The sequence below is a fragment of the Sedimentibacter saalensis genome (genome assembly GCF_007830175.1).
In the GTDB taxonomy this organism is placed as follows: Bacteria; Bacillota; Clostridia; order Tissierellales; family Sedimentibacteraceae; genus Sedimentibacter; species Sedimentibacter saalensis.
On the sequence record NZ_VLKH01000002.1, the window covers coordinates 45,070 to 70,800 of the forward strand.

A 25,731-nucleotide genomic window follows, 5' to 3' on the forward strand; every position below is an offset into this window, starting at 1 on the left:
TATTTTTAAATGTTTATTTCATTAACAAATTATTTTATGCAACAATTCGCCAAAAATTATATAAAAATTCATATTCTTGCAAAATAAAGATTACCGAAATAAAAATATGTAAACTGACATAGCTAGTCAGAAGTTTATAAAACGCCTAAAATTGCAAACTTTAACATTATATCTTGACATTGGGCATAAAAAATTATAAAATATAGTATATTCAAGTATAAAGAAATAACTTTTACTATTTAAATATAACTTAGAAGATAAACATTTTTTATTTTTCATACTATAGTGATATGTAAAGAATGTATATATTTCGCAGCTTGAAAATTTAATATTGGGAGGTGCTGAATTGTTATTCAAAGAAGTAATAGTAGGTATTATCTGCGCAATAATAGGTATAATTGTAGGAATTATAGTTCGTAAAAATATATCTGAAAGCAAAATAGGTAGTGCTGAAGAAGAAGCTAAAAGAATAGTTGATGATGCAACAAAAGAAGCCGAAACAAAGAAAAAAGAAATACTTGTTGAAGCAAAAGATGAAGCTCACAAAATGAGAAATGAGTACGAAAGAGAAAACAAAGAACGCAGAAATGAATTACAAAGATCAGAAAAACGATTAATTAAAAAAGAAGAAATGCTCGACTCCAAAAGTATGCTTGTTGAAAAGAAAGAAGAAACGCTTCAAAAGAAACTAAAAGATATTGAAACAAAGCAAAATAAGTTAGAAGCGATTCATGAAAAGCAGGTCGAGGAATTAGAAAGAATTTCCGGATTGTCAACAGATGATGCAAAGAACATGTTAATCGACAATATCAAGAGGGAAGCGGAACAAGAAGCCTCAATAGCAGTCAAAGAAATTGAGAGAGAAGCCAAAGAAACTGCAGACAGAAAAGCACGTGAAATTGTTACATATGCAATTCAAAAATGTTCTGCAGATCATGTAGCGGAAACAACTGTATCAGTAGTTGACTTGCCTAACGATGAAATGAAGGGCAGGATTATAGGAAGAGAAGGTAGAAATATCAGAGCTCTTGAACAACTTACGGGTATAGATATAATAATAGACGACACACCAGAAGCCGTAGTAATTTCTGGATTTGATCCTATTAGAAGAGAAGTTGCCAGAATAGCTCTTGAAAAACTTATTGCAGATGGAAGAATACATCCTGCAAGAATTGAAGAAATGGTTGAAAAGGCAAAAAAAGAAGTTGAACAGCAAATTAAAGATGAAGGTGAACAAGCAACTCTTGACACCGGTGTTCACGGTCTTCACCCTGAACTTGTAAGATTGCTGGGAAGATTGAAATTCAGAACAAGTTACGGTCAGAACGTATTGAAACATTCTGTTGAAGTATCATATTTGGCTGGAATTATGGCAGCTGAATTAGGCGCTGATGTTAAATTGGCTAAGCGTGCAGGTTTATTGCATGACATAGGCAAGGCAGTTGACCATGAAGTTGAAGGACCTCATGTTACAATAGGCGAAGATTTGGCTAGAAAGTATAAAGAAAGCAAAGCAGTAATTAACGGTATTGCAGCTCACCACGGAGATGTGGAACCTCAGTCTGTTGAAGCAGTATTGGTTCAGGCAGCCGACGCTATATCAGCAGCAAGACCGGGAGCAAGAAGAGAAACACTTGAAACTTATATCAAGCGTTTGGAAAAATTAGAAGAAATTTCGAATTCATTTGAAGGGGTAGAAAAATCTTTTGCTATTCAGGCAGGAAGAGAAATTCGTATCGTAGTTAAACCAGAAGTTACAAGCGATGCAAGCATAATCCTCATTGCAAAAGACATAGTTAAGAAAATTGAAGAAGAAATGGAATACCCTGGACAAATTAAAGTAAATGTCATAAGAGAAACAAGAGCAACAGAATATGCAAAATAAATAAAACGAAATGTACGGAAGTAAACAAATTTATTGTTTACTTCTTTTTAATTTAGTTATAGAATAAATAAAAACAATTAAGAATTAAGAATGAAGAATAAAGGTAGGAAAGATTAAATGTCAAGAGATACGTATGAAAACCCGTTAATAACGCGCTATGCCAGCAAGGATATGAGTTACATTTTTTCAGATGAAAGCAGATTTTCCACATGGAGAAAATTGTGGATTGCATTGGCTGAAGGAGAAAAAGAATTAGGACTTAACATAACTGATGAACAAATAGATGAAATGAAAGCAAACATTTATAACATCGATTACGACCTTGCAGCTAAAAAAGAAAAAGAATTCAGACATGACGTAATGGCTCATGTACATACTTTTGGTACCGCATGTCCAAAGGCAATGCCCATAATACATCTTGGAGCAACAAGCATGTATGTGGTTGATAACACCGATGCTATTCTCATGAAGGAAGCACTTCTTTTAATAAAAAAGAAACTTGTAAATGTCATAGCTGTATTGTCAGATTTTTGCATGAAATACAAAGATGTACCGGCTCTTGGTTACACTCACTACCAGCCAGCTCAGCTTACTACTGTAGGCAAGAGAGCAAGCCTCTGGCTTCAGGATTTATATCTTGATTATGAAGAAATCAATCACGTAATAGATATGGTTAAATTAAGAGGAGTAAAGGGAACTACAGGAACTCAGGCAAGTTTCATGAGCTTGTTTGACAACGACAGTGAAAAAGTGAAAAAACTTGAAGAGCTTGTAGTCGCTAAAATGGGCTTTAAAGAAGCATTTAAGCTTACAGGGCAGACATACACAAGAAAGGTAGATTTTTATGTGCTGGCTGCTTTAAGCGGAATAGCGCAAAGTCTTCACAAGGCTACCAATGACATAAGAATTCTCCAGAGCCAGAAGGAAATAGAAGAGCCATTTGAAAAGAGCCAAATAGGATCTTCGGCCATGGCTTACAAAAGAAATCCTATGAGAAGTGAAAGAATCGCCTCTCTTTCAAGATTTATCATTTCAAATGAAGCAAACATGGCAAACACAGTAACAACACAGTGGCTTGAAAGAACACTTGATGACTCTGCTATAAAGCGCCTGAGCATTCCACAGGGTTTCCTGGCAGCAGATGCAGTGCTTGGAATTGCCATAAATGTTTTCAATGGAATGGTTGTAAACGAAAAAGTAATTGAAAAGCACATTCTTGAAGAACTACCGTTCATGGCAACTGAAAATATAATCATGGAAGCTGTTAAGCGCGGCGGAAACAGACAGGACCTTCATGAAGAAATAAGAGTATTGTCCATGCAGTCTGCAGAACAGGTTAAAAAATTCGGAAAGCAAAATGACCTCATAGAAAGAATGTATGGAAGTAAAATAATAAACATGACTAAGGAAGAAATAGATGCAACTATAAATCCTTCCAATTATATAGGAAGGGCGCCTCAGCAGGTTGAAGAGTTCTACAATGAAACTATAAAGCCAATATTGGAAGAAAACAAAGAACTGCTGGGAGTAAATATAGAGCTTAACGTTTAATATTGCTTTAATAATACTTGGAGGCTTGAATGCATAGAGAAACAATGAAAAAGGAAGCAGCAGAAAAACTATACAACGCACTTGCAGGATGTGAACCCATAGATGTGTTAAGCGACACATATCCGGAACTTACAGTTGAAGATGCCTATGAAATTCAGCTTATGAATGTAAAAAGATATGTCGGTGAAGGAGAAATAATATCGGGCAGAAAAATCGGACTTACTTCTAAACCAATGCAGGAACTTTTGGGAATAAGCGAACCGGATTACGGACATCTTTACGAGAGCATGAACAAAAAAGACGGTATTGTATTCATGAAGGATGTAATTGCTCCAAAAGCAGAAGGTGAAATTGCCTTTGTTCTGAAAGAAGACCTTGCAGGACCGGATGTTACGGTTGAAGATGTATACAGAGCCACTGATTATGTTATGGCTGCCATTGAGATTGTAGACAGCCGAATAAAGGAATGGAAAATAAAACTTGTTGACACTGTTGCTGACAACGGTTCAAGCAGCTGTTACGTTTTATCAGATAAAAAAGTAAAGCTTAATGATGTGTCGCTGCCGGATATTGAAATGACAGTGTATAAAAATGGCGAAATAGTTAATTCAGGTAAGGGATCAGATGTTCTAGGAAATCCTGCCATAAGTGTAGCATGGCTTGCTAATAAGCTTATGAAATATGGTATAACACTTAAAAAAGGTGAATTAATACTTACAGGAGCAATAACTTCTGCTCCAAGTGCAAGTGAAAATGATGTATTTAATTTTGAATTCAGCCAGTTGGGTAATGTAAAGGTGACATTTAAATAAATCATCCGGGCAATGACTATTAGTTGTTGCCCTTTTTATAAATATTTATAAATAATAAGGAGAGAGAAATGAAAGTAGCTGTTGTTTATGGAACTGAGCACAAAGGAAGCACTTATAACATAGCTCAATTATTTTTAAAAAAACTTGAAAATGAAATTACTGAAGTGACTGAATTTTTTCTTCCCAGAGACATGTCAAATTTCTGCAGAGGCTGTGCTTTATGTTTCATGAAAAATGAAAATTTATGCCCGGATTTCGATCAGGTGAACAAAATCAAGGAGACAATGGAAAAAGCAGATCTGCTGATTTTCACAAGCCCGGTATACGCATATCATGCTTCAGGGCAGATGAAAACGTTGCTTGATCATTTTGCATATCAATGGATGGTTCACAGACCAAATAAAACAATGTTCAAGAAAATGGCGCTTGTTGTTACCACTGCAGCGGGAGCCGGCATGAGGAAGACAAATACAGATATGATTGACAGCCTTTCTTACTGGGGAGTGGGAAGGATCTTCAAGTTTGGAAAAGGCGTTGCAGCAATAAACTGGGATGGAGTAAAAAAAGAAAACAAGGATAAAATTGAAAAAAAAGTTGAAAAAATAAGTTCAAAAATCATCAGCATATCAAAAAATGTAACACCAAATTTAAAGGTTAGAATTTTGTTTTACTTAATGAGGTATGCTCAGAAGGGCGGAGGGTTTAACCCAGCTGACAACAATTACTGGAAAGAACAGGGATGGCTTGAAGGAGCAAGACCCTGGTAATTCATAATAGGAGGACAACATGGAATACAATCCATCTGAATACAAGTACAATTCTAGAAGAAATTTAGTTTACGGACAAAAAGGCATGGTTGCAACATCACAACCTCTTGCAGCTCAGGCAGGACTTGAAATTTTAAAGAAGGGGGGAAATGCTGTGGATGCTGCTATTGCCACTGCAGCATGTTTGACAGTTGTTGAGCCCACATCAAATGGTATTGGAAGTGATGCCTTTGCAATAGTTTGGTTCAAGGATAAACTACACGGGCTTAACGCAAGCGGTTATTCTCCGTACAGCATTTCTATAGAAAAATTAAAGGAAAAAGGCCTAAAGAAAATTCCAAAATACGGAGTTATTCCAGTAACAGTTCCGGGAGCTCCTGCTGCATGGGCAGAGCTTTCTAAAAAGTTCGGCAGATTATCCCTTGAAGAAGTATTAAAACCAGCCATAAGCTATGCAAGAAACGGATTTGCAGTTTCAGTAACTGTAAAAAATGCATGGGATAGAGCTTTTAATATTTATAGCGGTCAAAATGGTGAAGAATTCAAGGGATGGTTTGATACATTCACAAAAGAAGGAAGAACTCCGGGATACGGCGAACTGTGGAAACTGCCATGTCATGGGGACACCCTTGAATCCATAGGAAGAACAAATGCGGAATCCTTTTACAGAGGAGATTTAGCTGATAAAATTTCATATTTTTTTGAAAAGCACGGCGGATTTCTTTCAAGAAAAGATCTTAACGACTACAAACCACAGTGGGTTGAGCCAATCAGCGTAAACTACAGGGGATATGACATATGGGAAATACCTCCCAATGGACACGGCATTGTTGCTCTCATGGCGCTTAACATATTGAAGGGATATGAATTTTCCAAAAAAGAAGATGCAGATACAATCCACAAACAAATTGAAGCAATGAAGCTTGCCTTTGCAGATGGCAGGAAGTACATAACAGACAAAAATCATATGACAACAGAAGTTGAAAAACTTTTGTGTGACAGTTTTGCAGAAAAAAGAAGAGATTTGATAAATGATGCAGCTCAAATGCCGGAAGCAGGGGATCCGGACAGCGGAGGAACAGTTTATCTTTGCACTGCTGACGGCGATGGAAACATGGTTTCTTTCATACAAAGCAACTACATGGGTTTTGGCTCAGGCATAGTAGTACCAGAAACAGGCATAGCTCTTCAAAACAGGGGACATAATTTTAATTATGACAACAATCATGACAATTGTCTAGCTCCTCACAAAAAACCATACCACACAATAATACCCGGATTCATAACTCATGGCTGCAAACCAGTTGGGCCTTTCGGAGTTATGGGAGGATTTATGCAGCCACAGGGCCATGTGCAGGTTGTTATGAACATGATAGATTTTAACTTGAATCCACAGGAAGCGCTGGATGCACCAAGATGGCAATGGATCAAAGACAAGAATATTGAAGTGGAACACGATGTTCCTGTTCATGTTGTTAAGGAACTTATAAAAAAAGGTCATGAAATAAAAATACAAACAGATGAAACATCTTTTGGAAGAGGGCAGATAATAATCAGAACAGAGGAGGGGACTTTGTGCGGCGGCACTGAAAAAAGAGCCGACGGTCACATAGCAGTGTGGTAAATGAAGACTTTGATTGTGTATTATTCAGCTTACAGAAAAAATACCGAAAAAATAGCAGAATGTATGGCAGGACAATTTTGTGGAGATTTAGTACATGCAAAAGACTACAATGAAAATGATGTTAATAATTACGACTTGGTAGGGTTTGGTTCAGGCGTTTACAATCAAAAAATGCATCCGTCAATTTTTAAAGCAATTGAAAAATCAAATTTACAAAACAAAAATACTTTTGTTTTTTCAACAAGTGCTGTTGGTATAAAAAAGTACAATAATGATGCTATAAAGCTTCTTTTAGACAAAAACGCAAAAGTTGTAGGAAGCTTTTCCTGCAGAGGTTTTTTTACAACAAAAATTCTAGATATCTTTGGAGGCACTGCAAAAGGTCATCCTAACAATGTGGATTTTAAAAATGCAGAAAAATTTGCAGAAAAAATAATGAATGAAATCTAATATTTAACTTTAAAATAATACATGAATAACATTGATTACCAGTATGTTATAAAATAATTGCATGATATAATCATTTATCTATGTAAATTAAATTCGCAAGGAGATAAAATGACAAAAGAATTATCATTAAAGAACTTGATTCACAAAGATGAAAAAAGATATTTTTCTGTGGCACTGATAGTCAGCATTATAATTTATGTATCATTACTATTTTATTTGGAAGGATTAGGAGTGCTTTTGTTATTAACTGCAATTTCTTTATTTTCAAATGGATTAATGATAGCCCGCATTAGGACAAACGGAGTACGCTTAAGTGCTAATCAATTTCCTGAGGTTTATAATAAAGTCGTTGAATTATGTAACTCTATGGAAATACAAAGTATTCCGGAAGTTTATGTAATTGAATCAGGCGGAATATTAAATGCATTTGCTGCAAAATCATTTAGAAAGAATATAGTTATTTTATATTCAGACATATTTGATTTGATAAATACTGAAAACAATGATGAATTATCATTTATAATTGCTCATGAGCTTGCTCATATTAAAAGGCGTCATGTAGCCAAACATTTGTTTATTTTGCCGGCCATGTGGATTCCTTCGCTTGGAAATGCTTATTTGAGAGCTTGCGAATATACCAGTGACCGCATTGCTGCTTATTATATCAATAATTCAGAAGCTTCTATGAATGCACTGACAATACTTGCAATAGGCAAGACATTGTTTAATAAGGTTAATCGTGATGAATATCTTCTTCAACACAGCAAAAATAAAGGGTTATTAAATAAATTGGCTGAAAAAAGCTCCACACATCCTTCGTTGCCTAAAAGAATTTATGAAATTAAAAACTATTTTGAGAATAATTTTAATCCCATTGAAAAGAATTTTAAAAAAATATTATCATCATCAATGATAGTTCTTGTGGTAGGTATTATAGCATTTATTGTGATAAAGTATAACAATAATATAATGATGGCAGCAGATAACTTTTTATCAGATACACTTGCTGAAGAAGACGCAACAGCTATTACTGAGGCAGTAGCTGAGAGTGATGTTGAAAGGGTCAATGAATTATTAAATGATGGAATGTATGCTGATGTACAGGACATGGACGGATGGACTCCGCTAATGTGGGCAGCTCAAGATGGTGATGTTGAAATTATGAATGTTTTAATCCAGGCGGGAGCTGATCCAAACATGGTTGATTATTATGAAGAAACAGCATTAATAAGAGCCATATACAGTCAAAATGTTGAAGCAATCAACTTATTGCTATTATCTGGCGCTGATCCAAATATGGCTGACTCATCTGGTTGGACTCCCTTGATGTATGCAGCAGCCAACGGTGTTATTGAACCTGTTGAAGCATTATTAAATGGCGGTGCAGATCCGGAATTAAAAGATGCAAATAATTTTTCAGCATTTTTATATGCAAAAAAATACGGATACAATGATATTGCAGATTTATTAAAACAGCAATAAGAGAATTAAATTCATGTGATAAATAAATTAAATCTAAAACTAAGAGCTGAGAGAAATTCTCAGCCTTTTTTTATTAAAGGAACATAACGTACTGGTAAATCGTCTATTTATATGTTAGGCTATATTATGAAGAGCTTTGCATTAATAATATGGTGTATATCAATTTAACTGTTTTAATAGAGGGGGGATAGTAGTGAGAAAATCAAAACTTTTATTTGCGGTGATATTAATGACATTAGTTCTTGTGGGGTGCTCTTCGAATTCCATGGAAGAACCGCCGGAGTTAGTAATTAATATTGGGGATAAGGTAATTGAATATATATCAGCTAAAAATAAATGGAATGGAAGTATTTATGATAGAGAAGATACATTTGTTACAATATTAAAGGAACAAAAAGATATTCCTGTTTTTGAAAATGACAGCATTGTTGAAATATCTTTTAAAAGCAATCCACCTGGCAAATTTACTGTTTCGGATATTTTAATTGATAAAAACGGACAGCAAATTTATACGGACAAAGAAATAAAAAATATTCCCGTAGAATTAGTTGACAGTAAGTATGTTTTTGAAATAGAAAATCATTTTGCCTCAGCCTTAAGTTCATATTATGAGCCCAATAAACAAGAATTGAGAGGATTCAGGATGATTGCTTCCTGGGGTGAAAATGAATGTGAATATGCTTTTGTTATCAAGACTGATTCTAGAGATGAAGAAGAACAAAATGAACATGAGACGTCTGTCAATGTTATTGATAGATCAGAATACATAACAGGTGAAATAATAACAGAAGGCAATTACAGAGTCATTGAAGAAATTGGTAAAAACTTTATTACGTTTATTCCTGATAAGGAAAGTCTTGAAATAATTAAAGCCAAGTATGGCGGAAAACAACAATATGAATTAGCGTATGATAGCCTAGATAAGGTGACTGAACTTCCGGATGAATTGGGTATTTACAAGGTTAAAGTTAAAATTAAGAATATAGATGAATATGGGTACTTGATTATAGAGGACATAATGTTAACCGATACAATAGGCACTATTCTTTATGAAGGTAAAGTATATGAAGGCAATGACTTGGATGACAGGGTTGAACTAAAAGATAGAGTAAATGGACTTATTGTTGACCATGTGGTTAAAAATAATGGTGGTGTAGTAGTAGGCTTTGCTGGAGAAATTGAAAGTGAAGGTTTCTATTTTATTGATCCCAATGAATCTTCTATGTATGGTCCGACGGGCTTTATATTTGTTGACGAAAAGTATTTAAAAAACTTTCCGACAATTTATGGGGAAAGAACAAATAGTTCCGTCTGGTTTTCAAAGACTAATGAACTATATGATGAATTAACGAATAATTCATTGTTTGGAAAGGGAAAATTTAAAACATCCGGTTACTTCTTAGTTTATAATTATGGCATGGGGTGGGGCCCTGGAGGAGTATTGAATGAAATTATTTCTCTAGATGAAGACTATAAGAATCTGTTTACTGTTGAAGGTGGCAAATCTGTTGGTAATTCAGGTATAGCAGATGATTTTGTAGTTGTTAATTACACTGTATATGATGAAAATGATGGTTTAAAGGAGAGAGAATATTATTATATAAATAATGAATATCCTAAAAAAGTAATTATACCTGTTGAATATAATTATTATTATAACCTGAAAGAAGTTATAAATGATAATGAATTTATACTACAAACTGAAGGTTATGATGAAGCTTTAGATAATGTTAATATGAGTAGCCCTCATGAAATAAAGTGCACAATTACTTCAGAAGGTATATTAACCGAAAAAATTAATTAATAAATTAATAGGAATGTAAATACCTGAAAGTTTTAAATTATAAAATTAAAATATTGTTTAAATTTAAGGAGAAACTATGAAAATTAAAAATGTATATTTAATATTACTTATTATTTCACTATCAATATTTGGATTAGTGGGTTGTAATAAGAATGATTCTAAAAATGAAGAAATTGGAAGTGATACTGGTTCTGAATCAAGTTTCAAAGCCACTCATAAAGTAGAAATAGAAGTAGAAAACTATGGAACTATTTATGTTGATTTAGATGCAGAGAGTGCTCCAATTACAGTAAATAATTTTGTTAAATTAGCTGAAGAAGGTTTTTATGACGGATTGACATTTCATAGAATAATTTCCGGTTTCATGATTCAAGGCGGCGACCCTCTGGGGAATGGCAGGGGTGGTTCAGATGAGAAAATAAAAGGAGAATTTGCTGAAAACGGAGTTAATAATACGTTGTCTCATACAAGAGGTGCCATATCCATGGCTCGTTCAGATGATTATGACAGTGCCAGTTCTCAATTTTTTATTGTTCACGAAGACAGTACTCCATTAGATGGAAGCTATGCTGTCTTTGGTTATGTTACAAAGGGAATGGATATCGTTGATAAAATATGTTCCCAGACACCGGTGCAAGATAAAAATGGAACAGTACTCAAAGAAAATCAGCCGGTTATTAAATCAATTAAAGTAATAAAATAAAATGATAGTGTTCATTTCGGCAAAGGAAAAGAAAAAAGAGGATGAATTATTAGTTATAGTTCTAAATCCAGAGGGGGTAATACAGTGAATGATTTGTTAAAACACAGATGTGAACTGTTTGTAAGAAACAGAGATATAATGAAGGAAAATTTCAGATGGGAAAATTCAATGATGTTTCCGTTATGTGCAAGTATTTACACAGAACGTGGGTTGGAAATGCATGCGGACAAAATTAAGCTGTCCAAGGAAATAATAAAGACTAATACAGGAATTTTTTCAAGCTTTAAAGGTATTCCATTTATGGCTGTGGTAACATTGCTTTCTTTAGAAGATTATCCTGAAAGAAAGTTTTCAGATGTATTAAAAATACATGATATTTTAAGAAATGAATTTCATTCGTCTTCATATTTGCCTTTATCAGCATTCATTATTTCGTATATATCAGAAACCGATGATTACGGAAGAATAGCTAAAAAATCCAAGGGCATTTATAACAAGATGAAAAACGAACATCCATTTTTGACTTCAAGTGAGGATTGCAGTTATGCGGTATTAACTGCATTAAGTAATTTAAACGAAAATGAAGCTATAGAGGAAATGGAAAAATGCTACCATATTTTAAAAAGTAAGTTTTTTTCATCAAATGCCGTCCAGTCACTTAGTCATATTTTGGCCTTAGATGAAAGAAACGCAGTTGACAAATGTAATATTACAATTGATATTTTCGATAAATTAAAAGAAAGAAATTGCAAATTTGGAACCGGTATTGAACTCTCGGTGTTAGGCCTGCTTGCCATAACAACAGAAGATATTGATACAACAATTAATGAAATAGTTGAAGTAAATGAGTATCTTTCATCTATTAAAGGCTTTGGTACTTTTGGAATAGGAAAGACTCAAAGAATTATGTATTCAGCTATTTTAGTTTCACAAGAATATCAAAAACAATTTTCTAAACATGCAATGAATATTGCAGCAGTTAACAGCATAACAAACTTAATTATAGCACAACAAGCTGCCATGACAGCAGTTATAGCATCCAGTGCTGCTGCTTCATCAGCAAATTCTAACTGATATTAGACTATAATTTCATATAGATAGCAATGATGTTGCAAGCATGCTCATTGTAGGATAAAAATGTATAAAGGAGTATAAAATGAAAGACAGAAATATTAATGTAAACATCGAAGAATATAAAAAACCCGATGATGATGAGATTAAGAAAATGCTTTCTAAAGAGCAATATGATGTAACCCAAAAGAATAAAACAGAACCTCCTTTTCAAAATGAATACTGGAGCAATAAAGAAAAGGGCTTATATGTTGATATAGTTACCGGAATGCCTTTGTTTGTATCTTCTGATAAATATGATTCCGGCTGCGGCTGGCCCAGCTTCACTAAACCAATAGATAAAAACACCATTGTTTATAAAAGAGATACATCCCATGGAATGGAGAGAACAGAGGTCAGAAGTAAAAACGCTGAATCTCATTTAGGTCATGTTTTTTCAGATGGGCCTGTTGAAGAAGGCGGTTTAAGATACTGCATAAACAGTGCATCATTGAAATTCATACCATTGTCTCAAATGGAGGAAAATGGATACGGCGATTATATTGAATTGATTGATGTAAAATAGAAGGACTTACTATTTGAATTATTGTTAAATATAGAGTGGGATATTATGAGTGAAATAAATAATTTGAAACCAATAAAAAGAAGCAAATGTAGGTTATTAGTAGGGAAAATTTATTATACATTGTCCCGTTACTTGTTATGGCATTCTGAAAAATTCAAATTTGCTCAAAAGAAAAGTCAACAATCATTAAAATTTGAGTGTTATTCACATATGACTCCGCTATTTAGAGAATTAAAGGAAGTAGATATGCAATACCAGTATAATAAAATCATTAACCTGAAAATAGCTGTAAAAAGGATTGATGGCATTATTATTAAGCCTGGAGAAACATTTAGCTATTGGAAGCTAATCGGCAAGCCAACATCAAAAAAAGGGTATGTCAACGGAATGGTATTGTATTGTGGCACTTACACTATGGGTATTGGTGGAGGGCTATGCCAACTTTCAAATTTGATTTATTGGATGACTCTCCACACTCCATTGACTGTTGTAGAACGTTACCGTCATTCTTTTGATGTATTTCCTGATTCAAAACGCACGCAGCCTTTTGGCAGCGGAGCCACATGTGTTTATCCATACAGAGACTTAATGATTAGAAATGACACTGCAGAAGACTTTCAGCTAAGAGTTAATGTTGGACATTCTTTCCTGAAAGGCACCTGGTTATCAAACAATAAACCAATTTATACATATGAAATATTTGAAAAAAAACATCAGTTCAAGAGTGAATTCTGGGGTGGCTTTAGCAGACACAATGAATTGTACCGAAGACGATACACCATAACAGGTGAAATAATAGATGAAGAATATATAACAGAGAATCATGCTTTAATGATGTATTCACCGTTTTTAGAAACAGGTTCAGATGTGGGAAAAAGTTCATGAAGAAGAACGAAGCTGTATAGTAAAATTAAACAATGATGATGGAATAATTTTATTTTAGCTATTCAATAAATTATTATAAAGGTGGTTTATATGAAAAGGAAAAATATTTTTGTACTCTGCATTTTTATAGTAGCAATATTTATGATTTTTTTAAACAAAATAAATAAAAATGAAAAAGGTATTCCAGATAAAACAGGCTCATGAGCACAAATTAATCAAAATGTGCAAAGAAGCAGTAATTGGCAGCAATTTGTAAAAGACAGTGAATTTAAGCTGGGTGAAAGAAGGGTGAAGGGAAGCTGGAATACTCCAAGCGGTAAAGAAGATTACTATGAAATTAAGTTTGGAACATATCCAAGCCTTGATGGCTCAACAGTTTCAATACCGATGGCAGTTGAATTTTCAAGGCAGCACCTTGGTTTTTCAGATGAGGATTCCAATGATTTTGCTTCATTTTCAACAACTCATTATGCATATGAAAATTTAATATTAAGAAAACCTAACACCCTTGGTATGATCAGAACCACCAATACTTTTTTGGATGAATATCACCCTGTTGATCTGATTATTGTCACTGAACCTTCAGATGAGGAAATTAATTTAGCAAAAGAAAAAAATGTTGAAATGATAATAGAACCTGTTTGCTATGATGCATTTGTTTTTATAACACATAAGGATAACACCGTTGATAATCTAACTATTGAACAAATACAAAAAATATATTCCGGTGAAATTACAAACTGGAAAGGTGTTGGGGGAAATAATCAAGAAATTAATGCATATCAAAGAGAAGAAAATTCAGGCAGCCAGACTGCCATGGAGAATTTAGTAATGAAGGGTATACCTATGCTTCCGCCAAATATGATTAAGATTGCAGCAGGAATGGGAATGCTTGTTGATGTTGTCGGAGAATATGAGAACAGCCAGGCAAGTATAGGATATACATATAAATATTACATAGACACTCTATATAAGAATGAAAACATTAAAGTTCTTAAGGTAAATGGTGTTTCGCCTGAAAATGAAAATTTGAAAAACAAAACGTATCCGTTCACTACTAATTATTATGGGGTCATTCGGAAGGAAGATGAACAAAATACCGCAGGCAAGTTCTTAAAATGGATGTTGTCACCAGAAGGACAGAAATGCATTGAACAGGCAGGATATATAGCATTAAACTAGTAGGTGGTAAATATATTATTACATTAGTTATTTTGAAATAACATAGTTGAATTTAATATAAAGCAATATTTTTATGCAACTTAGTTCGGTTTTTTGCAACTTACCCCTTAGGCTATTGACTTAAGTATTTATTTAACATATCCTCCTTGTAGAATGATTTACAAGGAGGATTTTATGTTAGGGGTTATTATTATATTTATATTACTTATTATTGAGTTAGTGTTTATGGTTTATTGTTTACGAACAAAGTCAGAACAAAGAAAAATTAAACATATCATAAGATTATGTGAGTTTGCACTTTTTGGTTTCTTAGTGATGGTTAGTATTGTCCAATTTAGTTTCAGATGGTATATGCTATTCATCATTCTTTTAATTCAAGCAATAATAGGAATTGTATTTTTAGTTAAAAAACCTGAATCTATTAAAGTTTTTAAGAAGAAATATGCGGTATTGTCTTTTATTAACCGCAGTGTGCTGCTAGTCATTGCAATAATACCATCAATTTTATTTCCACAGTTTAAGAATATTGAACCCAGTGGTAATTATTCTGTAGCAACAGAAAGCTATACTTTTACTGATGCTGACAGAATAGAAACATATTCTAATGATGGCAGCTATAGGAAGATTACAGTGCAATTCTGGTATCCTGGTGCAGAATCAGAAAATAAAAAGTATCCATTAGTAATATTTTCTCATGGTGCTTTTGGATTTCGAGGAAGTAATTATTCAACATTTATGGAGCTTGCCAGCAACGGGTATGTGGTATGCAGCGTAGATCATACATATCAGTCATTTTTTTCAAAGCAAGTAGATGGAAAAACTGTAATAGTAAATAATGATTTTATAAATGATGCAATTGCAGTACAAAACGGTGATTATGATGATGGAAAGACTTTTAAACTGACTCATGAATGGCTTAAATTAAGGACTGATGATATTAATTTTGTTCTTGAAACAATACTGAATAATAAAAATGATGAATATGTTTATAAGATAATAGATACAGAAAAAATAGGATTATTCGGTCATTCTATTGGGGGAGCTACAGCTGCTGAACTAGGAAGGATAAGAAAAGATATAGATGCAGTGATTGTCATTGACGGAACAATGATTGGAGAAGAAATTTATTTTAGAGATGGAAAATCAGTTTTAAATAGTAACGAATATCCAGTTCCGATTTTAAATATTTATAATGAGGAGCATTATAATGAAGCATTGTTAAATTCTTCAAATTATGCTAACATGGTAGCAAGTGAAAATGCAATAGATTCCCATGATGTAGTTTTTAAAGAATCCGGACATTTAAATTTTACAGATTTACCTTTGTTTTCTCCGTATTTAGCTAAAATTCTTGGAACGGGTAATATAGAAAAAGTATATTGTGTAGAAAAAATGAATAACGTTGTACTGGATTATTTCAACTATTATCTAAAGGATAGTAAAGAGTTAAATATTATGACTGAATATTAAGGGATAATTATGAAAATCAATGTAGAAATCATAGACAAGAAAAAAGAAGAGCAGTTGTTAATCGAGTGTTATGAAGTTACACAACAAATAGACGAAATAATTAATTTTGTGAAATCAAGAGATACATCTCTTACAGCTTACTATGAATCACAAATATATTTTGTTTATTTAAAGGATATTTACTACATTGAAGCAGTTGATAATAAGGTATTTGCATATTTAGAGAATAAGGTTTATGAACTTAAAATTAAGTTGTATGAGTTTGAAGAATTATATGGAGAAACAAATTTTTTCCGCTGCTCAAAATCCGTAATAGTAAATCTCATGAAAATAGAATATATAAAACCGGCTCTTAACGGCAGATTTATGGCAACCCTTAATAATAGTGAAAAAGTGATTATTTCAAGGCAGTATGTCGCAGAATTAAAAGAAAGATTAAAAGGGGGACTAGTATGAATTTCAAAGATTTCTTAAAAAAGTGTTTAATGAATTTCTTTATAATAGTTACATTCGTTTCAGTTGTAATTGGGATTTTAGGATTAATCTATGAACCAAACAGAAGATTCGGATATGAAGCATATTTTTCACCTCTTATTTTTGGAGCAATAAGTACTGTTTCTTCCTTTGTAACTTATTCTAAAAAAGAGTTGACAGTAAGACAAATGATCTTTAGAAATGTAATTCAGCTTCTGGTACTGGAATGTTTGATACTAATAACAGGATATTCTTTTGGAATAATGAAGGATACAATGATTTTAACATCTGTGGCCGTATCCATAATTATTGTATTTATTATTGTACATTTAGTTTCATGGCTTATTGACTTTAAAACAGCGGCTAATCTTAATGATAGTTTAAAGGTTTATCAAAGAAAAGAAAGCAACACTCCTTGAAGAATATAATAAATTTACATAGAGAAAAATACAATTATCTATTAAATGAGGATGGAAATTATTATGAAACTTTTTATAATATTTGGACCACATGCAGTGGGTAAAATGACTGTAGGGCAGGAGTTGACCAAAATTACTAAACTTAAATTATTTCACAATCATATGACAATAGATGTAGTCAGTGACTTGTTTGAAAACATACCCAAGGAAAGAAACAGACTAATAAACCTTTTCAGAAAAGAAATATTTGAGGCATATTCTAAAAGTGATGAATATGGAATGATTTTTACATATATGTGGGCTTTTGACCGTAAAGAAGACTGGGAATATATTGATTATGTTGAAAAATTATTTTCTTCCAGAGGAGCACAGATATATTTCGTTGAATTAGAAGCAGATTATGATCTGAGGATTGAGAGAAATAAGACTGAAAACAGACTTCTGAACAAGCCTACAAAAAGAAACATAGAAAAATCCGAATCATTATTTAGAAGTTTAGAAAATACATATCGACTAAATTCATTTGATGGGGAAGTATCAAAAGAAAATTATTTAAGAATAGACAATTCAAATCTACGGCCGGAAGAAGCAGCTTTAATTATAAAAAATAAGTTTTCGCTTATTTAGTACATAGAAAGTAGGTTTTATGAAATTATACATAGCATTATTCATATTATCAATTTTAGTTCCATTCCTTGTTTGGCAAAACAATGGCATTGTTATAACAAGATATAATTATATAAATAATAAGATTCCGGATAAATTAAGCGGTATGAAAATTGTGCATGTATCTGACTTACACAACAAAAATTTTCATGGGAAATTAACAAAGAAAATTAAAATAATAAATCCTGATATTATTTTTATTACTGGAGATTTAATAGACAGAAGAAAAACAAATGTAGCTTTGGCAGTCAAATTTATAAAAGAAATTGTTACAATTGCACCTGTATATTATGTTTCCGGCAATCATGAACAGTTATCAGGAAATTATGAGGAATTGAAAAAGGAATTTAATAAATTACACGTTATAATAATGGATAATGTATATACTAAAATTAATATTGAAGGCAGTGAAATAGTATTGTTAGGTATTGCTGATCCTTCAATTAACCAAAATGAAAAAACATATCATAGCGAAAACAATACAACATATATGAGAAATACATTACATGAGCTAACTCACAACATAAAAACAGATTTTAATATACTTTTATCTCACAGACCTGAGCTTTTTGAAATTTACAAAGAATTTAATGTAGATTTGGTGTTCAGCGGACATGCTCATGGCGGTCAAATCAGAATTCCTTTTTTAGGAGGGATTTTGTCTCCAAACCAAGGGTTTTTTCCAAAGTATTCAGAAGGAATGCATAGGGAAGGCGTAACATCCATGGTTGTAAGCAGAGGATTGGGGAATAGTCTCTTTCCCTTTCGAATATTCAATCGACCGGAGTTAATTGTAGTTGCTCTGAATAAAGAATAAATGCAGTGCTTTGAAATATTTTATGTCTTTAACAGTACCTAACTTAAAAATTAAGAATTGTCACGACATATTAATTAATGTTTATTATATAATTCAATAAACAATTTTAAAATCAAAATGAGATTTTTCAGATTTGTGCAAGTTAACAATCTATACATGACAGCAAATTGCATATGATGAAATTTTGGAAATATTCCTGTGGAAATAGTGGAGATTTGACATTTTAGGAGAAAAATGTGCAAAATCTCCACTTTAAAGGACGTTTTATATGTCGCAAAATAGATATTTTGCGACAAAAAAATTAAAGAAAAAGGGGAAGGCTCTACAAATATTGAAATTTCAACGTTTATCGAATTGCAGTCTCTCAGCCTTTTTTTGCTTTTAATAATTAATTTTTACAGTTCTGTTGACAACTTTTATATTATTTTTGATATATTTTCAAATATCATTTTTAAATTACAATTTTAATTTTCGATTATTGTTTTGAAAAATATTTTTACTTATTTTATTTTTTGCTGCAGTTATAATTAATGTTACAGCATTCTTTAAATGTTCAAAATTTCAAGGCTTCAAAATGCGTTTAAACAAAAGATATTTTCATTGCCAAGTATTTATACCTTTTGATTTTGTTAGCCGATGTTTTGACCTGCTAATTTGCACTTCATGGATAATAACTCTTCAATTTTTATCTTTAAAAAAACGAGGCCGTAAAATGCGTTTAAACGAAAGATATTTTGTTTGTCGATTATTTATACCAATGAATTTTGTTAGTAATGTTCTATTTTGAGTTTAATATTATTAATTGAGCAAATTAATTAGCTCTTACGAAATTTTTTGATTAAAATTCATGATTCAATTTGTATTATTCGAAATAATAATTAAATTTGCAGTTTCCATTGCATTTAATGTAAATTTTGTCTATAATTGTATTATAATTATTTTGCGACATTTTTGCAAAGGAGAAACTATGTACATAAATTACAGTGACCTATGCCCTGCTCCCATGAGCAATTTTTTAGAATATCTTTTGTCCATCAGAGGTAAATCAGAAAAAACAGTTAACGAATATTTTCTTGATCTTCGCACTTTTTACAGATTTCTTGTAATGAGATACAAATTAAGCGACAATACTGATGTGTTTGAAGATATAGACATTTCCCTGGTGGACATTGACACCATCAAAAAAATTAAAATTATGGACCTTCACTCCTTCATAGGTTATATTGACAGGGAAAGAAACAATTCAAACAGAACAAAGGCAAGAAAAATTGCATGCCTTCGTTCTTTTTTCAAATATTTGTATTCAATTGTAAAACTCATTCCTGAAAATCCAGCATTAGACCTTGAAACTCCAAAGAAAAACAGCCGTCTTCCCGTTGCCTTGTCTCTGGATGAATCAAAAAGTCTTCTTACATCAATAAACGGTTCAAACGAAAAGCGCGATTATGCAATCATTACTCTCTTTTTAAACTGCGGACTGCGTTTGTCTGAACTCATAAGCATAAACATCGACAAAATCAAGGGAGACACTCTTACGGTTGTTGGAAAAGGAAATAAGGAAAGGACAATATATCTCAATGATGTATGTGTACAAGCAATTGAAGAATATCTGGAAGTCAGGCCTGATCCTAAGCCCGGTCATGAAAAGGCACTTTTCATCAGCAACAGAAAAAGCCGGTTTTCGCAAAAAGGTGTCCAGCACATGGTTGACAAGTACCTGGCTGAAGCTGGATTGTCAGGCAAGCACTACTCTCCTCACAAGCTCCGCCACACAGCTGCAACGCTCATGTATCAATACGGTCATGTGGATATTCGAACCCTGCAGGAGCTCCTTGGTCATGAAAGTGTTTCAACCACACAAATTTACACTCATATAAATAAAGAACAGCTGCGGGATGCAGTTAAATTAAATCCGTTAAATTTAGAAGAATCTGAAACATAAAAAGGTTGCTCAGCAACTTTGCTATATAAAAAAACTGTAGATTTCCTGAATACATGAAATCTACAGTTTTTATTACTGCCTTTCTTTTCTTGCTTTCTGCAGTTTTTTAAGTGCTTTTTTTGATCCTCTTGCAATATCTTTTTCTAATTTTCTTTCTGCAAAGCTTGTAAATAAAGAATTCAAATCATAATCTTGGGGATACAGCTCTGAAGCTTTAAATTCCAATTTGATTTGTTTTACATTCACTTCCATAAACTTATTGTCATATAAGACTGTTACATTGTTGAGTTCGTCTTTTGGTTTATAAATCAAGCCGCTTTTTTTGTATTCTGTCAAATAAACCTTGTCGCCAATATTATAATCGTAATTTTCATATGGAACATTTTCTGTAATCTCTTGTTCGATTCTAATTTTATTTTTACTTACATAATTATAATTGTAATCTTTGTTTTTAATATAATGTTCTGCTCTTTGTATGACGTCTTCATGAATACCCATTTTTTTAGAAATCCACAATGCGTTGCTCTTTCCTGATTCGCCAATTGACAATTTATATAATGGTTCTAATGTATCGCTGTTAAAAAGCATTGCAGCATTTTGAAAATCACTGTGTTTCAATGAAAAGTTTTTAATTTCGCCGTAATGTGTTGTTGCAACGGTTATGGCGCCTCTGTGATAAACCTCTTCTAATATGGAAATAGCTAGTGCTGCACCTTCGTTTGGTTCAGTTCCGCTTCCAATTTCATCAAAAAGTAAAAGTGTTGATTTATTTGTTTCTTTTATGATTTCAGCAATGTTCTTTATGTGAGAAGAAAATGTACTCAATGCATTTTCAATGCTTTGATCATCACCAATATCTGCAAAGATGTGACTGAATACTGAAATTACACTACCTTTTTCACATGGCACATGAAAACCTGATTGAACCGCCAATGTCAACAATCCCACAGCCTTTAACACAACAGTCTTACCGCCTGCATTAGGTCCTGTAATAACAAGTGTTCTGTAATCCTTTCCCACTGAAAAGTTCAAAGGTACAACTTTTCCTTTAAGCAGCGGATGTCGACCATTTATTATATTTATATAACCATAATCATTGATGTCCGGAGAAATGCCTCCAATTGATATACTGTATTTTGCCTTGGCCAAAATCATGTCATATAAACCTATTACTTCTATATTCGCTTTTAATTCGCTTATATACTCGCGCACAAGGCCTGTTAAATAACATAAAATCTGATATTCTTCATTTGACTCTTCTGCCCTTAGCTGCATTAGTTCTGCTGTCAGCTTGCTCACCATGGATGGTTCAATAAAAACAGTTGAACCTGTAGAAGAAGTGTCTACTAAAGTTCCATCAACCTGATTTTTGTAGGATGATTTAATTGGTATGGTAAATCGTCCATTTCTTTTTGTCACAAAGAAATCCTGTATTAAAATTTTGTTGTTTGCTGATTTTAAAAACCCATCCAGCTTTTCTTCTATTTTAATTTCTGCGTTTTCAATGAGCCTTCTGATCCTTTTCAATTCTTTTGTTGCATTTGAGTCTATAACATTATTGTGAATAGAATTATTGATTTCTTCTTCAACATTTTCAAGCTCTCGTATTGAATAACTGTAACTCATTAATGTTGGAGCATAAAATTCTTTATCTTTCATGTAAAACTTGATTTTTCTGCACCCTCTTAAAAAGTCAGAAACATTACTCAATTGTTCAGGGCTTAAAACACCATCTTTTTCAACATTTATAATAATGTTATCAATGTTGACTATGCCTTGCAGCGGAACAGTGCTGCTTTCCAGAAGTATTTTTCCTTCTGATGTTTCAAGAAGTCTATTTTTGACAGTCTGAATATTTGAAGAAGGCAAGAGCTTTTGGATCATGTTTTTTCCAAGATTGCTTACACAAAAATCTTTTACAATATTTTTTAATTCTTCAAATTGTAATTTTGTTAAGGTTGTATTATTCATTTTCATTCCTTTCTTATTTAAAAAATAAGCTATGGAAGTACCAGGTAGATTTATTTATTGCACAAAAATAGCTGCGGATATATCCACAGCTATATATTTTCTCTATTATTAATAAGGAAATATAACATTATAAATAATGCTTCAGTAGTGTGATTGTATCTTCCATAGACAATGATAATAAGCAAATTCAAATAAGCGTGACATTTTTGTTATCACAGCTTTTGCTCATTATATATTAATTTAATCTATTGGTTAGATACACTCTCTAACATAAAATTCTCCTATTGATCACATAAAATCTATAATCTACCTTTAAATTTATTATATTCACTGAAATGATGAATGTCAATAAAAACTTATTATATTATTCTACATTCACAGGAACTTTAATCACATCACCGGGATGAATAGAAGCATTATAAATGCTGTTTTCATTAGAAATTTCGTAAACCAGTTCCCTTATGTCCGCATTTCTGTCAGCAGCATAGCTTGATGCAATTGACCAAAGTGTATCTCCGTACTGAACAGTTACAATGTCAAACTGCGGTATGTCTTTGGAATATGCATTAAAAGTTGCAGCAAATGTAAAAACAAGCATGCTGATTGATAATATTGATAAAAACATAAATCTTTTAAACTTTTTCATATTGGTTACTTTGTACTTGTTTAATATTATCATAATTCACCTCGAACATATTTTCTGTCTTAATTCTAGCAGAACATCTGTTCGATGTCAACATGTTTTTGAAATTTTCTCAAACAAATGTTTGATTTATTATGAAAAGTATGGTAATATAAAGAAAAACAAAAGAGGTGGAACCATGAATTATGAAGGCTTAAGCGATAAGCAAGTTAAAATACTGCAATACATAAAGAATGAGCTGGCGCTGAGAGGTTATCCCCCGTCAATCCGTGAAATCTGCAAAGCTGTAGGTTTAAGCTCTACTTCTTCAGTACATGCGCATTTGAGCACATTGGAAGAAAAAGGTTATTTAAAAAAAGGAACAAACAAAAGACGAGCTCTCGAACTTATTGATATAGATGATATTTGCTGCAATCTTCCCAAAAAAGAAATTGTGAATGTTCCAATTATAGGAACAGTTACTGCCGGAGCTCCCATACTTGCCGTTGAAAATGTTGATGACACTCTTCCTATTTCCGTAGACTTTGTAGGAAACAAAGAATCATATGTGCTGAAAGTAAAAGGTGAAAGCATGATTGAAGCCGGAATTTTAAACGGCGACTTTGTAATTGTAAACTCTCAGAATACTGCAAAAAACGGAGACATAGTTGTTGCTCTCATAGATGATGAAGCAACAGTAAAAACTTTTTACAAGGAAAAAGACCACATTCGTCTGCAGCCTCAAAACAGCGCCATGGATCCTATTTTAGTAAAAAACCCTTACATCCTAGGTGTTGTAAAAGCAGTTGTTCGAAAATATTAACAATAAACCTCATGTACCTTGGTACCATGAGGTTTTATTATCTCATTTTTCCTTTAATAAACATGTTCAGATTTTCATCCACGGCAACAAAGTAGGTGTCATATGCATCTATGAAAATTATATTATTCAGATCTTCCACAATGCATACACCGTATAGGTTTCTTCCCTTTGCAACTACCTTACCGTTTGATTTGAGCCCTACAACATAACCATCTCCCGCATCAACTGATACCATGTCTTTCCAATCATTTAAATTGCATTGATTGTAATGATTATCCCCTGCCGCAAGCACGTTTCCTTCAGAATCAATACCATAAGTGTTTTTTGTGCTGGCGGCAATGTATTTTATATTTTTCCAATCAGATGTATTTATTTGCCCGTATATGTTGTATCCTGCCGTATAAACTCTGCCGCTTGAATCTAATGCTGCAACATGATGAGAACCGGATGTAATTTGCATGATATTGTTCCACTGAGAGACTTTACCCTCAAGATAGTCTGTAACACATACATTGCCGTCATTTGTTAATCCTGCAGTAAAATTTCTTGACAAAGCTAGGCTGTCCATATTTACCCAGTTGCGCAATATATTCTTATTGAACAGGTTGTAGCCGCAGGCTTTTGAACATCCATTTAAATCAATTGCTGACGTATTATCGCTTCCGGCATATGATTTTCTTATATTTGTCCAATTCACAGCATAACCTCTGTTTAAACCTGTGTTTCCTATAATTCTGATTTTATTATTTTCCACAACTGTTATGTGGCTACGGCCTGCAGAAATTGATATTTCTGATGCTGCAAACTTTTTCGGCGGACTGTTGTCTTGTAAACTTTCATTATATGTGGGAGGTATTTTTGCACTCATATATTTATTCAGATAGTCAACAGCTTTTAAAACATCTACTGCTCCGTAGCCGCAGCCCGGACCGTCTATTGAATTTGCAGTATCGTACAGAGCATACAATACATGTTGCTTGTTTATATTGGGATATCTGCTTATGAGTTCACCAATTATTCCGCTGACAGCTCCTGAGGTATAAGATGTACCGCTTTTTTCCAAATATTTGTTGCTGGTATCCTTTAAGAGCATTTTTTCACCTTGGAACAATAAATCCACGTCATCGTTGCTGTTTGAAAATGTACTTCTTTTACGGTTTCCTTGCTCATCTAATGAATATGAACCAACTGAAACCACACCATCATATGATGCCGGAAAACAGTAGGAACTGTACCCGCTGTTGCCTGCAGCTGAAACAAATATCACACCTTTTTCCATGCCATACCTTATTTTTTCATATACATATAAATTAGGAGAAGAACTTGAAAAACTCATATTTATTACATCAGCACCGCTGTCTACGGCATATTGAATTGCTTCTCCTAATAGAAAACCGCTGTCAGTCTGAGTATCTTCCACATTTATTTCAACCGGAAGAATCATTATGCTGCTTTTTTTCTGAAAGAACAGCCTTGAAGTCATATCAGCATACTTTATTGCTGCACCGGCAACATATGTTCCATGATTTTCTTTGTTTTTATTGTCTTCATCCAATATAAAACTTTCGCCTTGTATACATCTTCCCTTAAGGTATTCCTGGTCCATATTTACATGGCTGTCAATAATAGCTACGATTGTAGGTTCATATTCATTTATATTTTCTGTTGTATTGAAATTAAAAAGCATACAAAAAGCCAGTGCAGCAACTTTAATGTTCAAACAATCACCTCATTCTTTCATTTAGA

General features: G+C 32.9%; 22 protein-coding genes and 1 pseudogene. 20 read left to right on the plus strand and 3 right to left on the minus strand.

Features of this window, described 5'->3' with window-relative positions; genetic code table 11:
- The first annotated feature begins 346 nt into the window (after positions 1–346).
- The 19 genes and pseudogenes from rny to LY60_RS03235 all read left to right on the plus strand — a co-directional run bounded on the left by rny (position 347) and on the right by LY60_RS03235 (position 20,569).
- Positions 347–1,885, plus strand: a complete 1,539-nt coding sequence (gene rny, locus LY60_RS03145; RefSeq protein WP_145079907.1) for a ribonuclease Y — start codon at positions 347–349, stop codon at positions 1,883–1,885.
- 117 nt (positions 1,886–2,002) lie between these two features.
- Positions 2,003–3,436: an adenylosuccinate lyase gene (gene purB / locus LY60_RS03150; RefSeq protein WP_145079909.1), complete on the plus strand. Its 1,434-nt coding sequence runs from the start codon at positions 2,003–2,005 to the stop codon at positions 3,434–3,436.
- Between the two features lie 29 nt (positions 3,437–3,465).
- On the plus strand, positions 3,466–4,248 hold the full coding sequence (locus tag LY60_RS03155) for a 2-keto-4-pentenoate hydratase (RefSeq protein WP_246145353.1): 783 nt from the start codon (positions 3,466–3,468) through the stop codon (positions 4,246–4,248).
- Between the two features lie 68 nt (positions 4,249–4,316).
- A complete protein-coding gene (locus LY60_RS03160; RefSeq protein WP_145079911.1) occupies positions 4,317–5,015 on the plus strand; it encodes a flavodoxin family protein in 699 nt (232 codons plus the stop codon).
- Between the two features lie 19 nt (positions 5,016–5,034).
- Positions 5,035–6,639: a gamma-glutamyltransferase family protein gene (locus LY60_RS03165; protein WP_145079913.1), complete on the plus strand. Its 1,605-nt coding sequence runs from the start codon at positions 5,035–5,037 to the stop codon at positions 6,637–6,639.
- On the plus strand, positions 6,640–7,089 hold the full coding sequence (locus LY60_RS03170; RefSeq protein ID WP_145079915.1) for a flavodoxin domain-containing protein: 450 nt from the start codon (positions 6,640–6,642) through the stop codon (positions 7,087–7,089). It abuts the gene before it with no gap.
- Between the two features lie 108 nt (positions 7,090–7,197).
- Positions 7,198–8,571 (plus strand): M48 family metallopeptidase, encoded by a 1,374-nt coding sequence (locus LY60_RS03175; RefSeq protein ID WP_145079917.1) that lies wholly within the window; start codon positions 7,198–7,200, stop codon positions 8,569–8,571.
- A 193-nt stretch (positions 8,572–8,764) separates the two neighbouring features.
- A complete protein-coding gene (locus LY60_RS18135; protein ID WP_246145354.1) occupies positions 8,765–10,375 on the plus strand; it encodes a hypothetical protein in 1,611 nt (536 codons plus the stop codon).
- Between the two features lie 76 nt (positions 10,376–10,451).
- The gene (locus LY60_RS03185) at positions 10,452–11,078 is read left to right on the plus strand and encodes a peptidylprolyl isomerase (RefSeq protein WP_145079919.1); all 627 of its coding nucleotides are present in this window, start codon (positions 10,452–10,454) and stop codon (positions 11,076–11,078) included.
- An 84-nt stretch (positions 11,079–11,162) separates the two neighbouring features.
- Positions 11,163–12,152 (plus strand): DUF4003 family protein, encoded by a 990-nt coding sequence (locus LY60_RS03190; protein WP_145079921.1) that lies wholly within the window; start codon positions 11,163–11,165, stop codon positions 12,150–12,152.
- 118 nt (positions 12,153–12,270) lie between these two features.
- Positions 12,271–12,714: pseudogene (gene msrB, locus LY60_RS03195) on the plus strand (peptide-methionine (R)-S-oxide reductase MsrB); the annotation flags it as partial.
- A 45-nt stretch (positions 12,715–12,759) separates the two neighbouring features.
- Positions 12,760–13,599, plus strand: coding sequence for a VanW family protein (locus LY60_RS03200; RefSeq protein ID WP_212633443.1), 840 nt, complete (start codon positions 12,760–12,762; stop codon positions 13,597–13,599).
- A gap of 222 nt (positions 13,600–13,821) precedes the next feature.
- Entirely contained in the window at positions 13,822–14,781 is a 960-nt protein-coding gene (locus LY60_RS03205; protein ID WP_246145355.1) for a PstS family phosphate ABC transporter substrate-binding protein, read from the plus strand.
- A 174-nt stretch (positions 14,782–14,955) separates the two neighbouring features.
- Positions 14,956–16,251, plus strand: a complete 1,296-nt coding sequence (locus tag LY60_RS03210) for an alpha/beta hydrolase (protein ID WP_145079926.1) — start codon at positions 14,956–14,958, stop codon at positions 16,249–16,251.
- 9 nt (positions 16,252–16,260) lie between these two features.
- Positions 16,261–16,707 carry a LytTR family DNA-binding domain-containing protein gene (locus tag LY60_RS03215; RefSeq protein ID WP_145079928.1) on the plus strand — a complete coding sequence of 149 codons (447 nt, stop codon included), beginning with the start codon at positions 16,261–16,263 and terminating at the stop codon, positions 16,705–16,707.
- Positions 16,704–17,144, plus strand: a complete 441-nt coding sequence (locus LY60_RS03220) for a hypothetical protein (RefSeq protein WP_145079930.1) — start codon at positions 16,704–16,706, stop codon at positions 17,142–17,144. The genes LY60_RS03215 and LY60_RS03220 overlap by 4 nt, the downstream gene beginning before the upstream one ends.
- 63 nt (positions 17,145–17,207) lie before the next feature.
- Complete coding sequence (locus LY60_RS03225) at positions 17,208–17,771, plus strand: DEAD/DEAH box helicase family protein (protein ID WP_145079933.1); 564 nt, start codon at positions 17,208–17,210, stop codon at positions 17,769–17,771.
- A 19-nt stretch (positions 17,772–17,790) separates the two neighbouring features.
- Positions 17,791–18,627, plus strand: a complete 837-nt coding sequence (locus LY60_RS03230) for a metallophosphoesterase (RefSeq protein ID WP_145079936.1) — start codon at positions 17,791–17,793, stop codon at positions 18,625–18,627.
- Between the two features lie 967 nt (positions 18,628–19,594).
- Positions 19,595–20,569: a tyrosine recombinase XerC gene (locus tag LY60_RS03235; protein WP_145079939.1), complete on the plus strand. Its 975-nt coding sequence runs from the start codon at positions 19,595–19,597 to the stop codon at positions 20,567–20,569.
- 72 nt (positions 20,570–20,641) lie between these two features.
- Here the strand turns inward: LY60_RS03235 and LY60_RS03240 are convergent, their stop codons facing one another.
- Positions 20,642–22,540 carry an endonuclease MutS2 gene (locus LY60_RS03240; RefSeq protein WP_145079941.1) on the minus strand — a complete coding sequence of 633 codons (1,899 nt, stop codon included), beginning with the start codon at positions 22,538–22,540 and terminating at the stop codon, positions 20,642–20,644.
- A gap of 364 nt (positions 22,541–22,904) precedes the next feature.
- On the minus strand, positions 22,905–23,219 hold the full coding sequence (gene yneA, locus LY60_RS03245; RefSeq protein ID WP_145079944.1) for a cell division suppressor protein YneA: 315 nt from the start codon (positions 23,217–23,219) through the stop codon (positions 22,905–22,907).
- 142 nt (positions 23,220–23,361) lie between these two features.
- Here yneA and lexA point away from each other — a divergent pair, with 142 nt between their 5' ends.
- Entirely contained in the window at positions 23,362–23,985 is a 624-nt protein-coding gene (lexA, locus tag LY60_RS03250; protein WP_145080967.1) for a transcriptional repressor LexA, read from the plus strand.
- A gap of 37 nt (positions 23,986–24,022) precedes the next feature.
- Here lexA and LY60_RS03255 read toward each other — a convergent pair whose 3' ends face one another.
- Entirely contained in the window at positions 24,023–25,705 is a 1,683-nt protein-coding gene (locus LY60_RS03255; protein ID WP_145079947.1) for a S8 family serine peptidase, read from the minus strand.
- Between the last annotated feature and the right edge of the window lie 26 nt (positions 25,706–25,731).